Source organism: Thalassospira sp. MCCC 1A03138 (genome assembly GCF_002115785.1).
Taxonomy (GTDB): Bacteria; Pseudomonadota; Alphaproteobacteria; order Rhodospirillales; family Thalassospiraceae; genus Thalassospira.
On record NZ_JFJY01000001.1, the window covers coordinates 206,103 to 219,137 of the forward strand.

Here is a 13,035-nt window from a genome sequence, read left to right on the forward strand (position 1 = left end):
AATTCCGCAAATTCATACGGTATTTTCCACCCTACTATAAAATTCAAGCCCTGTAAGCAAGAACTGTATGAGCCCCCTCTTATCCGCACTCCGCTTAACAACACTCCCCTCAAAACGCCAGGCACAATGCCCTAGGTCGAACTTGCACTAATCAGCACCGGAAATAATCGCCACAGCCTGAATTCACGAAGGATACTGCAAATCAGGCCTCCCCCTTTGCCAGAACATCCGCAGCCTTCCGCGCCACCCACGCCACATCCTGACTCAGCTCAAGCCCGCTTTCCTCAAGCCCGGCAACCGGGAACCATCGCGCTTCCAGTGCGTCATCCCCCGCAACCGGCTCCCCACCTTTCCAGCGGCACAGCATCGCAATCAGGATAAAATGGCGTTTTATCTGCCCGTCCGCATCACGATCAAAGGCATCAAGGGCCGTCAAAACACCGATGGCTTCCGCCGAAATGCCGGTTTCCTCGTGAAGTTCGCGTAACGCGGCCTGTGCAAGGGTTTCCCCGGCATCGATCTTGCCGCCGGGATATCCCCACATGCCCTGATCGGGCGGATTGGCGCGGCGCACCAGCAAAACCTGCTGTTCACGCACGACAACCGCAATTGTCGCCGCAATTGGCCGTTCTCGTGATGGTGATGATGGAGACGATAAAGGCTTATCAGGCATGGCGGCCTCGTCTGCGGAGCCCGGCAAGGGAAAGACCAGGGCGGTCCCGTCCCTTCGCCGGCGTGATCCGGATCAGGTTCAAAGGGTCGGTGCGATGTCGATCATATCAGCCACACCACGCGAGACAACCCGATACAACCCGCCCCCACCGCCGCAAACAGGCCACCACCCCGTCACGCGCCACCCTCCCCGATCTTCTTATCCGCACTCCGCTTAACAACACTGACCCCCAAAACGCCCAGCGCAATGCCCCAGATCGGGCTGGTATTGACCAATGCCGCAATAATCGCCGGGGCCTGAAGCGGGGTCAGGATAATGGCCGCGGCAATCGATCCCATCGTCATGATCCAGGTGAGTGCGACCGCATAGCCGAAGCTCGGTCGCCAGCGGCGCACAAACGCATCCTCGCTTTGCACCTCGGCCCGGATGGTGCGGTTGATGGTTGTCAAAATCCCCCGGTCCCGCGAAAGCTCGATTTCCGCCATACGTTCGGAATGGCGGTTGGCCTCCGCGATCTGGGCCGGGGTGACATCCCCCTTTGTCACCGCATCGCCCACCTGTTTAAGCCCCTCGGCCGCGGTTTTCGCGACCGGATGATCAATGGTCTCAAGCCCCGCCCCAACCGCCTTCATCAAAAGCGGCAGGCCGATCTGTGCCAGTAATGCTGGTATCACGTGATACCTCCTTCCTTTTAAAAATGCCGGTTTCGCCAGTTTCCTTACCCCGCCAACACAACCCTGAATAAATTGACGCGAAAATAAAAAACCAATAGATTTATTTATCAAATCTAATGTTCGCGTTTTAATGCAGGGGATATCAGGGGGCCGTCATGAAAAGATTTCTTGTCGCAATGCTATTGTTTCTGGGGGTGAATCAGGCCAATGCGCAGCAGCTCCCGCCACCAATCGACCTTGGCATCGTCAACATCCCGCAACAGACACAGGTCTGGTGCTGGGTCGCCGTCGTCGAACAGATCGCCCATTGGAAAAGCCAGACAAACCCGAATTCATCACCGCATCAGTGTGAGCTTGTCTCTTTCGCAAACGGCATGCCGCAGCCCCTATGTTGCAATGCTGCCGCGGTGAACACCAATCCGATGCTGGCACAGCAATGCATCCGCACCGGGCAGGACCAGGAAATCATGCAATTGCTGAACATGGTCAGCAACAGTGTTGCCAGCTATGCCCTGCCCGCCCATCCGATGGCGCTTTACAATACCCTGGCATCGGGGCGTCCGATCATCCTGAAACTGCAAAACACCCCCTATAGCGGGCATGTCGTGGTGCTGCGCGGGATGGCATGGGTGCAAACCCCGATGGGGCCGACAGCAGTGCTTTATATCAATGATCCGCTGGCCTATTTCACCCAGCCCGTCCCGTTCCAGAACATCGCCCATATGTGGTCCGGTGCCTTTATCGCCAATTGAGACGGGGCTTTGCAGCCCGCCATGATGGCAATAACGACCATCGGGTTAGCCGATGTTTTTGAAAAACAGGTGCCCGCCAATCTCGGCCACCGGCACATGCCCCCGCGCCCAATAGGGTTCAACCGCATGGGTGTGATAATGCGTTGCCCCTTGGGTCATGTCGGCAATCTCCCCGGCAAGGGCGCGGGTCGCCACCCGCTTGCACAGCCGGTATGCCGGGTCGCGCGCGCTGAGTTTAAGCAACTTCGCCCGGTTCGGATCGCCTGCGTTCCAGCATGAAAACTGCCCCGGTTTCAGGCACACCTGCGACACCGTATTGCCCCACCAATAACGCCCGCGCGCTTTGGCAAATGCCACCCGGTTCAGGATCACGCAGGCCACCGCCTCGATCCCGCTCAATCCCTCGCCGCGCGCCTCGCCATAAAGGGTCCGCGCCAGAACATCACCCACCGGCAAAACGTGCGGATCGGTGATCGCATCCATCGTCAGAACATCATTCATCGCTATTTCCTTATCCTGTTTTGCGCCCGGCCTCATGCCGCTGGCGCATTGTGATCAAGCTTCGCCTCAATCCGCAGCAGATGCGCGGTCAGGCGTTTTTCAATATCCTTGAGGTACGGGATCGAAACGTAGTTGCGCGCCACATCCAGCTTGAAATCCGCCAAACCATCGCGAAGTTCGATCATCTCCGCATCATGGCTGGCGCGCTGGTTTTCAAGCCGCTCTGAAAGCTCGCTTCGCATCCGCCAGTTCAGCCAGAAAAGGCTCGCCACCGCCGGGATTTCCACCGCCGTAATCCACCAGATCAGATCAACCGGTCCACTCATCACATCCTCCTGCCCCTTTGCATAAATCGCCCATGAAAAAGGCCTGCCGCGCTGTCACAAAGGTGACGAACACATGGCAAGGCCAAATTCAAAACCCACTTCCCTCAATTCAAGCCACCCTTTATGCTGCCGTCAGACAGGAGACACCCGCCATGAGCACCAGCAAAAAAGCCGACAGATAAGCCGCAGCAACCCCTTTGGTTTTTGTTGTTGCGGCGTTCTTTCAGAACCAGTTGGCTCTGGGAGCGCTGCCCGATCCCTTTTTCAAGGAAACGGCTTGATGCGCTCTGATATCTTGTCTTGGCGGTATTCGCTTACCGCCACTGTTCTTCTGTTATCTCCATTCGATCTTCTGGCATCGCTTGGCATGGATATGTATCTGCCTGTGGTGCCACGCATGGCGGGCATTCTTGGCTCCAGCCCGCTTCTGATCCAGCTGACCCTGACTTTCTATCTGGTCCTGATCGGTGCCGGGCAGCTTGTCTTTGGCCCCTTGTCTGACCGTTTTGGCCGTCGCCCGGTATTGCTGGGTGGCGCGATGGCCTATATCGCGGCATCGGTTGGCCTTGCCCTTGCCACACGCGGCGATGTGTTTCTGGCCTTGCGTCTTGTGCAGGCGGCCGGGGCTTCGGCCTGTCTGGTTGCGACCTTTGCCACCGTGCGCGATATCTATGCCGGACGCGATGAAAGCAACGTCATCTATGGGCTGCTGGGATCCATGCTCGCCATGGTTCCGGCCATCGGGCCGTTACTCGGCGCTCTTGTCGAAATATGGTTGGGCTGGCGGGCGATATTCGCGCTCCTCGGCCTTGCCATGGCGTTTGCGGTCATTGCCGCCTTTTTCCTGTGGCCCGAAACCCGGCAACGAACCGAAACCGGCCTTCGCTGGCGTGATCTTCTTGCCCCGCTTGGTCGGCTTAACTTCTGGCAATACACCCTGTCCTACGGGGCCGGAATGGGCAGCTTCTTTGTCTATTTCTCGGTCGCACCGTGGCTTCTGATGGCACGGCATGGCCTGTCACAAACCCTGTTCAGCCTCCTCTTTGCCTCCGTCGCGATTGCCATGATGGCAACCGCCCGTCTGGTCGGGCGGCTGGTGCCGCGTTTTGGCATCGCGCGGATCATGGCGACCGGCATGTTCTGCCTGATGACCGGGGCCGGGATGCTTGCCCTGACCGAAAGCCTCATACCCCGATCGATCATGGGCTTCATCGCGCCGATGTGGCTGATCGGGGTCGGTATTTCGATGGCGGTATCCGTCGCCCCCAATGGCGCGCTTCGCGGTTTCGATCACATCGCAGGCACGGTCACGGCGGTTTATTTCTGTCTTGGCGGTCTGTTGCTTGGCGGGTTCGGCACCCTTGCCGTCACCCTGCTGCCCCGCCAAAGTGCATGGCCGATTGTTGCCTTTTGCGGGTTTGTTCCGATCATCGTTCTGATGATCAGGCACTTTAACCGCGATTAATCCTGATCGCCCCGGCACAAAAAAGACCCGCAAACCGAAAGGCTTGCGGGTCAGTCAAGGAGGTCACTCATCAAAACCAGATGAGATCAGCCGTCGTCTCAATGGTCACCGGCATGGTCCGCACAACATCCCCGAACGGGAGGATCAGGGCATTCATGCGGGGCCGGTGTCTCGTCAAAGGGCGTCGCCATGTGTCTCCAACGATGTCTTCACATCATGCGCGAACAGCAGGATCATGCCTGCGCGCGCCGGAAACTCAGGCGTGCGGCCCGTTCAATTTCACTTCCAGCTCCTGCCACGCCTCACCCGATGCCACAAGGCAGCTTGCCCCGTTGGGCGAGGTAAACAGGATGGTCCATGTCTTGCCATCGGGTGCCTTAAGCACCTCGATCACGCCGCCATTGGCGGTCACGCCAACCGCAACCGGTTCCTCGGAATATTTCGCACTCAGGCTATTGATCACCTTGCTGCGATCCCCGCAAACCGGCGATACGGTCTGCGCTTCGACCGGACTGGCAAGGGCAATGCCACCGGCCATTACGGCAATCAGGCTTACAGTTTTCCACATGGTCAGGCCCTCCTTTAAGGGACAGCGCAGCGCGGCGCACCCGATGCCAATCTCCGTTTGGGTGTCCTTTCCCGGCACTGCTAAATTGACCAACACCGCCCTGGCGGCAATAACTAATCTTTAGTATAGAAAAAATCACAGAAAACTATTCAACCATATAGATAACGTAATCACGAAAGTTGAATTTTCCATAAATTTTTCGCTCTTTTCTCCGACGGGTTGCATAAGCATCTGTGAATGAACAAAACTTTTTAGGGCTGAAAGCCTTTTTGGGCCGAAAAAGCCGCCCCGGCAGGCCGCCAGTCGCCCTCCGACCGGGCTTTTTCCACCCGTGGCAGGCGCACCGGCTCATGAATAAGGCAACCCGCAACCGCATCAAGCCCGTCATCATGCCGCCCCGTTTTGCCCCGGCGGCGCCCCCGCCCCTCGCCCGGACGCCATTCGCGCATTTCACGGATGAACGGCGTTTGCCAGATACGCTCATGCGCATGCAGCAACCCCGCACTCAACGCCGCGCCAAATGCATCCTCAATCCGCGCATCCTTGTTTTGCGCCTCGTGATGTTCGACCACACTTGCCGCCCAGTCGGCCTGCTTTAAGGCGCGCCGCAGGATATTGGGCAAAAACCGCCCGATCCCGTTGGTCTCCACCCGCACGGATGGCAAATGATGCGCCTTGATGAACGCCGCCGCCCCGGCACAAATCTGGCTGGCTTCATCGGCTTCATGCAGGCGTGTGGCATCAAATGTCAGCCACGCCATATCATGCAGCCAGTATTCCCCCTGATCACAGACATAAACGCACGCGATCACCGCGCCATCCCCCCCCTTTGCGCCCTCATTTGCGCCACCAGGTACACCCCCGCTTTTGCCAAAACTCGGATCAAAATGGCACGCGCCCGCCATCATCTGCCGATCCCCGATGGACAGCCGAAGCGCGCCATTGGCCTGCGCGATCACCGCATCATCGCCATAGCGGCGCAACCGCGCGGGGTCGAGGATCCCATCACTGGGGGCGATCATTTCCAGCATCATCTGGCTGGCAAATTTCCGCTCCCCGGTATGGGTGCGGATTTCCTCGATCTTGAGTGTCGGAAACCGCTCTGGCCAGTTCGATTGCCCCTGATCATCAAGTATCGGCAGGCAGAACCGCTCAAACCCCGCCAGAAACGATGCAGCCTCCCCGGTTTCGGCCCGGATTTCGTCGGCATAGATCGAATAATAGCTATGCGGGGTGCCGACATAAATCTGCGTGCCATCGGGCGACAGGACATAGGCAATCTCGCCCAGTTTTTCGCGCAGTTCGGCACGTTTATGGGCGCTATCGCTGTTTTTGGGCACCTCGACATCATCGCAAATCACCACATCGGCCCGCGATCCGGTGATATTGCCGCCAATACCGGCTGCCTGCATCGACGGATCACGCAACACACCCGCCCGTTCAACAGTAAAACGCTGCGTGCCCCAATCGACCCGCTTTTCGGGCAACAGCCCCGCCAGCAACGGATGGCGTTCGATCACACGCTTGACATTGCGCACCATCTTTTTCGCCAATCCCAGATCGGCCGCCAGAACCAGAATCAGCAAATCCGCATCACGATACAGCAACCACGCGCAAAACAGCCCGACCAGTGTTGATTTGCCCGAATTGCGAAACGCCATCAGCAAAAGCTGCCCCTTCCCCGCCTTCCAGCAATCCTCAAGCCACGCCGCCATATCGCGATGATGCCCCGGCAACCCCAGCCCCATCATCGCATTCCAGATCCAGACAAACTCGCCAAACCCGGCACATCTCGCCCGCCCCCGATCAATCACCTGCGCCATGCCCGCTCCCCACCCATCTGATAACAGGACCCAAAAACCAAGGCCCCCGGGGTTTCCCCCGGGGGCCTGTTTAATTCACAGCAAAAACTAAACCTTGTTAAAGGCAGTATGAGTGTGAAAAATCTTCGCAACCTATCTCAAAGATTGGTGCAAACTCCAAACTTGCTTTCCCAGGATTTTCCACCTGAGTTCCTGCAGTTGTGCGCATCTTTGTGATTGAGAATCTTGCCGGTACACTTTCTCGCAGAATAACAATTCTGCCTTCCCGTTGCGCCTTCATCCTCCATAGTTTCATCACTGCTCTCGTCAGAACCATTGGGATTGTTCCCTCGGTTATCGGTATTTGTGATGTTCTGGGTTTGAACACCACCTTTGGTATCCGACGCAAAGGCAGGGGCTGCAAACAGCAGCGCTGCCAAAACTAAGGCCAAAGATTTCATCGTACTTCATCCTTTCAAAAAACGGCTATGCTCGGTACCAGATGGTGCCTGCAATAACCTTCCCGGCCTGCGTCATGCAAAGCCGGTATGTTTCGGACGAAACATCAATTGGCCTGTGATCAATCGCTTGGGAAAACTGATTTCGGAAAATCCGGCAGTAAACATCTTCCCGGCACACCAGACACTGCCGTAACCCAGCTCCCGAAAACAAAAAAACGGGCCGAAGCCCGTTTCGTTACCGCTAGAAATGCCGGCTCATCCAAACCGCCCCTACCGTCCCGCCTTCACCGCCCCAAACCGCAGCCCATCCACCAGAAGCTCCACCATGCTGCGCGTATGTGCCGCCCCCGCTTCATCGCCAACACCGGCGACCGAAAGGTTGCCAATCGCGCGCAAAAGGTCATAGGCGGCAATATCGCGGCGCACCTCGCCCGCCGCCGCCGCGGCTTCCAGAAGCGACATCAGAACCGGCTCGAACTTCGCGCGAAAATAATCGGGCAGCGCATCAAACGCCGGATCGCCGGAATGCAGTGCTGCCGCCAGCCCCTTTTTGGTCGCGATAAAATCGGTATAGCGATTAAGCCAGCGCACCAAAGCCTCGCCCGGCGGATAATCCATCGCCAGCGTTTCTGCGGTTGCCGCACAGGCATCAACCTCGCGCCTGAAAACCGCCGCCACAAGGTCGGATCGGGTCGGGAAACGGCGATACAGCGTGCCGACACCAACCCCGGCCCTGGTGGCAATTTCGCGCACCGGCGCATCCACGCCCGCGGTCGCAAAAACCGCCTTGGCCGCCTCAAGCACCGCATCCTCGTTACGCTGTGCATCGGCGCGCACCCGCCGCTTCGGTGCGTTACCATCACTGTCAAAGTCATGTTTTGTCATGGTGTCCGCCACGCATGGCTTCCTTTTTCCGACCGGTCCAAAGACCCCGCACGCAATTACCCTTGATATACGGAACAACGTTCCGTATATACGATTCATCAAGTGGAACAAAGTTCCGTTTATTATCGGATCAACGTTCCGTTTTTCTATATAGGCGAAGCCCCCGACCTTCGCCAAGCAAAACAAGGCACCAAGTCATGAACAATCTGCTTACCGATGCCCGCCATATCCCGACCGGCCCGTCCTTTCCGACCCTGTGCATCAACCCGGTCACCCTCCCGGCCCCGGATCGCGGCCAACCGCTTGAACTGCGCATCACCGCGCCGCTCACCCCGCCCTCGAATGATCGGGACCTTCCGATCCTTCTGCTGTCGCACGGGCATGGGCCGTCGCTTTATATCCCGTCGAAGGATGGTTACGCCCCGCTTGCGAATTTCTATGCCGCGCACGGCTTTGTCGTGATCCAGCCGACCCATGGCAATTCCAAGGTCGCGGGCCTTCCGGCCGATGCACCGGGCGCACCGTTTTTCTGGCGCTCGCGTGTGCAGGATATGAAGCTCATCCTCGATCAGCTTGACGCGATAGAGGACCAGTTCCCCGCAATCGCCGGGCGGCTGGACCGCAGCAAAATTGCTGCCATCGGCCATTCGCTGGGCGGGCAGACGGTTGGCATGCTGCTTGGTGCCCGTCTGACCGATATCAACGACCCGACCGCACAGAATGTCGATCTGATCGAACCGCGCATCACGGCCGGCGTGCTGCTGGCCGCCCCTGGCAAGGGTGGGGATAGCCTCAGCGACTTTGCACGTGCAAACTACACGTCGCTCAACCCCGATTTCAGCCACCTGACGACCAGAACCCTCGTCGTTGCTGGCGATGCCGATGACAACCCGCACCTGACGACCCGTGGCCCCGCCTGGCACACCGACCCGTTCCACCACAGCCCCGGTGCCGACGCCCTGCTGACCCTCATTGGCGGCAAACACGGCCTTGGCGGTATTGCCGGATATGATGCAAAGGAAACCGACGACGAAGATCCCGACCGCCTTGCCATCACCCAACGCATGACGCTGGCCTACCTCAAATCCGCGCTTGACCCCGCGGATACGTCATGGGCGAACGCCGCCAAAGCCCTTGCCAATCACGCCCCGTCACATGCCCATGTCACGCTCAAATAACATCTGAAAACAAATCGGCTGCATCGTTTGCGCGATGCAGCCGCTAAATCACCTTCCACGTCTCCCCACTGGCAAGGTTACGGACATAATCGACCGCCTCCCCGTTCCAGTGATAGGAAAAATGATCGCCCTGTACGGGGATCGGCACCACATCGGGCCAGAACGACGCGATGCAATGCCCGCCGTCAAACCGCACACTCGGCCAGTAAATCCCGTCCGATCCCGCCGCGCGTCGCTCCGCCCCAAATTTCTGCGACGCCGAATAATCATCGGGATCCAGCAAATCCGCCCGATCGCTCACGTCATCAAACACATGATCCATCCGCCCGACCAGTTCGCGAAACTGCGATGTCCAGCCCGGTTCCTCATCGGTCGCCCGCATCATCCGTGCATGGTGATGCACGGTTTCGGCAATCGCCACAGACCGGCCATCCCCCGCATAATAAAGCCCGTATGTACCATCCGAAAACCGGCCGGGGCGATAGGGCGAACAATGGACAAACGGCGCCATCACGTAACTCGCCCCCGGCCCCGATACCCGGCGTTCGACCGGCACCTTGGCCAGATTGCCGATGCTATCGCGGATACGCGGGTTCATCTTGGCCTCGGCCGATGCCAGGGCCTCCCAATCGGCGGGATCGGCGATATCTTCAAACAGGTCAATCGGCGGATAGATCGACCGGATGATCCGCACGCATTGCGGCCACGCAACATGCCTGCTCCTGCTCACCAGCCACCACGCTCCGCATCAAGGTAACTTCGGATATCGGCGATATCCATGATCTCGCCGCGCAACATGATCTCCAGCGCAGATTGCCCGCCAAACGCCGCATTGGGCTTGCGGATCCACGCATAACCCCGTGCCGGTTCACGAAACAGATATCGCAACCCTTTGTGAATCCCGATCAGCATCGCCATGCGCGTGCGCAAATCACGATCAATCCGCCCGATATCCTTTTTCTTCCACCGCGCCCATGTGCGCGCGGGCATATCGCCCAGCAACACCCGCGCTTCCTGATCGCTCAGGTCCCAGACACCAAACAGATTAACCGTGGCCCGCGCCAGCGCGGCCGCCTCATCCTCGGTAATCACCGCCCGATCCGGCCGCGCCCCGACCGGCTCCACAATCGCGAATTCCATCACATACCTCCATTTGGCATCAATATAGCATTTTTATGCCAAATGGCAAATGACGGGATAGCAAAACCAGCGACCGCGCTCGCGGCCCCATGGACTCCCGCCTGCGCGGGAATAACGAAAGGATGGAAAGACCTTACCCCCCCCCCAAAAAAAACCGTCATTCCCGCGCACGCGGGAATCCAGCCAGCTGTGCCGTGCACGCCGCACGTCACGTCATGTCGATAAAACCGGAAAATTTCGACACGTTCTTGGGATATGTCAATGAGATCGACACTAGGCTCTCCTCACTCAAAGACGCTTAACAAGCTTCCATTTTTGCTGACTTACAACATCGTGTGGAGAGATATTTGAGGTGCGAAAGCTATCTATTAGAGGTAATACGCTGCAAAAAAACGAACCAATTATGGTTGATTACTCAGAAATTATTTGAAATCTCTCAGGATCAAGGAGGTACCAATATCTACCCCTCTTTTCCATTTTTCCTATAACAGAGACCAACTTTCCTGCCTTGTGGGCAGCTAATGCCTTCCCATAATCTTCTTCATTGAGAGAGATGTGCAGCCTTCTTTGCGTATAGTCTTGGGACGATATTTTAACCACCACCTTACGGTCATCATGGAAAATATCCGATGCTCGCAAGTCGAAGTCTGTATGCAAATCCGTTACGTACCCCGCAACAGCTTCTCTTTCCGGGACAGTAGTTCTTTTCAGTTCTCTCGATGCCGTTTCCATGATTTCAATTTTTTCACTACCAAAATCAAAATTGAAACCCTGCTCTATTTTGACTTCTGGCAACTGAGGTGACCACTGAAAATCAAAGCTCAAACGACTAAGTTTGGCTGCCTCATGCAAGTTCAACAGGTCATCAAGCATGTTGGCATTTAGGCCCTGCTCATAACCATCAGTAATTGGCAACGTGGTATCTTCTCTAGCCGCCAAATCTAGATGTCTCATACCAGTAGCAATTCTTTCAATAACCTTCCGCTCAAACGGTGCTTCCAGTTCAGTAAAGACGGAGGTATCCAAGGGCTCTATTAGTGGTTTTGGTATCGCCTCAAAATGGACCGGTGATTCAACAACAAACCCAAAACTACCTTTGAATGTATGACCAAACCGGCATTTTCTCCCATATTCAGCGGCTACGGGAGGAGCACGCTTAATCAATTGCTCTCTTCTCAACTCCGCTGCTGCCGAAGAAACCATGAAGGATTTCAAGCAAGTAACATACTCGACGGCAGTCTCCATATCTATGGTATCATACCTAACTAAACTATCTGCAATCCGAGAGCGAAACACATCAAACTTTATCGCCAATATTGCACTAATAATCTCTTCAATCGATCTTCCGAGATAGTCAGCTAACTGCTCGATAGCATCGGCAAGCGACCTTTCCCAGCCTCGAACGTTTTCAGACTTTGCAACGATTAACTCGAACTCTGCACCTTCAATGCTTTTCTTATAAAGTGTATAATTTTCTGAATTTCCTGCAATGAGCCAATCGCTCACACGAAGATAGCTTTGAACGTTAGAAATGTGAGGTAAACTCTCATAAATTTTTTTCTTATTCATGAGAAAAACTCCATTCTCCGAACTCGCTCTTTATCTAGTAAATTTTTAATCGCATCTACATTTAGTATATTTGACTCTGGTATTCTAATCCTGACCTTTCCTCTGTTTTTAGTTTTATTGCCGGAAGACAACCACCAAAAGCAGCAATTCCTCAAAATCAACTCTTCTGATGAAATATCTAGCCACTTTTCTTTATCTTTCGGCAAACACATTAGAATAAGAATCAAAGGTTGATCATCACTACTTCTATTTACAATATCATTGTAAGTTTTAGCTTCTAGATCATAAATTACTTCTTTTTTTTCATTATCATAAGACCAAACGGTTGTGGCTTTTAATTGATAGTCAATTTTACAAGCTCCCTTTAAAAACCGCTCTTTGCTATCTCCATCATCCACCGTTCCCTTCACCGGCGCAAAGGTACCATCAACGCCATAGTCATGATCAGGTTTACTTATAATAATCCCCGCCATTCCAGCCACGATCGAAACATATGCGCGGCTCAGAGATTCTTTTGTGTGCTCTTCTGTATATGCCATGGCTACTTTTAAGTGATTTTCCCGTAAAACGTCTCCCACAAGATGTATTACTATAAAAGAAAGTTTGCTAATAGGGTTTCCTCAAAGCCCATTAATTTTTCCTAATTTAAAACGATTTTTCAAAGGATTCAGGCTAATATTCTTTGCTATTTTGGCCTGTTAATTTCCTCCCAACGCCCCCCTTGCCTCCGCAATCAGCCTCCTGATCTCCGCCTCTTCCATCGCAGGCGACTTCGCCTTGTCATTTTCCGCCGCCGCATCCGGGCCGGACGCCCAGCGCAGCAGTTTGATCAGCCCTTCAAGATGCGAAAGCCCCGCCTTGCACGCCGTCTGATGGGCGGCAAAGCTTTTGGCATCCATCTTGAGGGCCGCGGCCTGCGCCATCCGGCGATAGGCATTGCGCGCCCGGTTGATATCGCCGGGCAGGCTTTGCAAAAACTCCGCCCGCACCGTATCAAGTTCCTCCATCCTGTCCTCCGATCCCGATTTGGCTTCCATGGGG

At 55.6% G+C, this 13,035-nt stretch carries 15 protein-coding genes, 1 pseudogene and 1 riboswitch; of the genes and pseudogenes, 3 read left to right on the forward strand and 13 right to left on the reverse strand.

The annotated features are described in order from the left end of the window. Positions 1-202: 202 nt before the first annotated feature. The gene (locus TH468_RS01025) at positions 203-673 is read right to left on the reverse strand and encodes an NUDIX hydrolase (RefSeq protein WP_085642407.1); all 471 of its coding nucleotides are present in this window, start codon (positions 671-673) and stop codon (positions 203-205) included. A 32-nt stretch (positions 674-705) separates the two neighbouring features. Beyond that, positions 706-803, reverse strand: a riboswitch (TPP riboswitch). Between the two features lie 43 nt (positions 804-846). After that, entirely contained in the window at positions 847-1,347 is a 501-nt protein-coding gene (locus TH468_RS01030; RefSeq protein WP_085641841.1) for a 3TM-type holin, read from the reverse strand. Between the two features lie 155 nt (positions 1,348-1,502). Between TH468_RS01030 and TH468_RS01035 the strand changes: the two genes are divergently transcribed. Next, entirely contained in the window at positions 1,503-2,099 is a 597-nt protein-coding gene (locus TH468_RS01035) for a papain-like cysteine protease family protein (protein WP_085641842.1), read from the forward strand. 45 nt (positions 2,100-2,144) lie between these two features. Here TH468_RS01035 and TH468_RS01040 read toward each other — a convergent pair whose 3' ends face one another. Both TH468_RS01040 and TH468_RS01045 read right to left on the reverse strand, forming a co-directional pair. After that, complete coding sequence (locus TH468_RS01040) at positions 2,145-2,600, reverse strand: cell wall hydrolase (RefSeq protein ID WP_085642408.1); 456 nt, start codon at positions 2,598-2,600, stop codon at positions 2,145-2,147. A 32-nt stretch (positions 2,601-2,632) separates the two neighbouring features. Next, positions 2,633-2,926: a hypothetical protein gene (locus TH468_RS01045; protein WP_085641843.1), complete on the reverse strand. Its 294-nt coding sequence runs from the start codon at positions 2,924-2,926 to the stop codon at positions 2,633-2,635. 280 nt (positions 2,927-3,206) lie between these two features. Here TH468_RS01045 and cml point away from each other — a divergent pair. Next, positions 3,207-4,382 (forward strand): annotated as a pseudogene (cml, locus tag TH468_RS01050) (CmlA/FloR family chloramphenicol efflux MFS transporter); the annotation flags it as partial. A 265-nt stretch (positions 4,383-4,647) separates the two neighbouring features. On the opposite strand, the gene TH468_RS01055 reads toward cml, so the two are convergent. From TH468_RS01055 to TH468_RS01070, 4 genes are all read right to left on the reverse strand, one after another. Beyond that, positions 4,648-4,959 (reverse strand): hypothetical protein, encoded by a 312-nt coding sequence (locus TH468_RS01055; protein WP_085642409.1) that lies wholly within the window; start codon positions 4,957-4,959, stop codon positions 4,648-4,650. Between the two features lie 251 nt (positions 4,960-5,210). After that, positions 5,211-6,782 carry a phage terminase large subunit gene (gene terL / locus TH468_RS01060; protein ID WP_085641845.1) on the reverse strand — a complete coding sequence of 524 codons (1,572 nt, stop codon included), beginning with the start codon at positions 6,780-6,782 and terminating at the stop codon, positions 5,211-5,213. Between the two features lie 137 nt (positions 6,783-6,919). Further along, positions 6,920-7,222, reverse strand: coding sequence for a hypothetical protein (locus TH468_RS21125; RefSeq protein ID WP_139834599.1), 303 nt, complete (start codon positions 7,220-7,222; stop codon positions 6,920-6,922). Between the two features lie 270 nt (positions 7,223-7,492). Continuing rightward, positions 7,493-8,107 carry a TetR/AcrR family transcriptional regulator gene (locus TH468_RS01070; RefSeq protein WP_085642410.1) on the reverse strand — a complete coding sequence of 205 codons (615 nt, stop codon included), beginning with the start codon at positions 8,105-8,107 and terminating at the stop codon, positions 7,493-7,495. 197 nt (positions 8,108-8,304) lie between these two features. Between TH468_RS01070 and TH468_RS01075 the strand changes: the two genes are divergently transcribed. Next, positions 8,305-9,285 carry an alpha/beta fold hydrolase gene (locus tag TH468_RS01075; RefSeq protein WP_085641847.1) on the forward strand — a complete coding sequence of 327 codons (981 nt, stop codon included), beginning with the start codon at positions 8,305-8,307 and terminating at the stop codon, positions 9,283-9,285. A gap of 43 nt (positions 9,286-9,328) precedes the next feature. Here TH468_RS01075 and TH468_RS01080 read toward each other — a convergent pair whose 3' ends face one another. From TH468_RS01080 to TH468_RS01100, 5 genes are all read right to left on the reverse strand, one after another. Beyond that, entirely contained in the window at positions 9,329-10,015 is a 687-nt protein-coding gene (locus TH468_RS01080) for an RES family NAD+ phosphorylase (protein WP_246832177.1), read from the reverse strand. Beyond that, positions 10,012-10,425, reverse strand: coding sequence for an MbcA/ParS/Xre antitoxin family protein (locus TH468_RS01085; protein ID WP_085641849.1), 414 nt, complete (start codon positions 10,423-10,425; stop codon positions 10,012-10,014). Before TH468_RS01085 ends, TH468_RS01080 begins: the two co-directional genes overlap by 4 nt. 411 nt (positions 10,426-10,836) lie before the next feature. Continuing rightward, positions 10,837-11,994, reverse strand: coding sequence for a hypothetical protein (locus tag TH468_RS01090; protein ID WP_085641850.1), 1,158 nt, complete (start codon positions 11,992-11,994; stop codon positions 10,837-10,839). After that, the gene (locus TH468_RS01095) at positions 11,991-12,533 is read right to left on the reverse strand and encodes a DUF4365 domain-containing protein (protein ID WP_085641851.1); all 543 of its coding nucleotides are present in this window, start codon (positions 12,531-12,533) and stop codon (positions 11,991-11,993) included. The genes TH468_RS01090 and TH468_RS01095 overlap by 4 nt, the downstream gene beginning before the upstream one ends. Positions 12,534-12,692: 159 nt before the next feature. Beyond that, complete coding sequence (locus TH468_RS01100) at positions 12,693-13,031, reverse strand: hypothetical protein (protein WP_085641852.1); 339 nt, start codon at positions 13,029-13,031, stop codon at positions 12,693-12,695. Positions 13,032-13,035 lie beyond the last annotated feature (4 nt).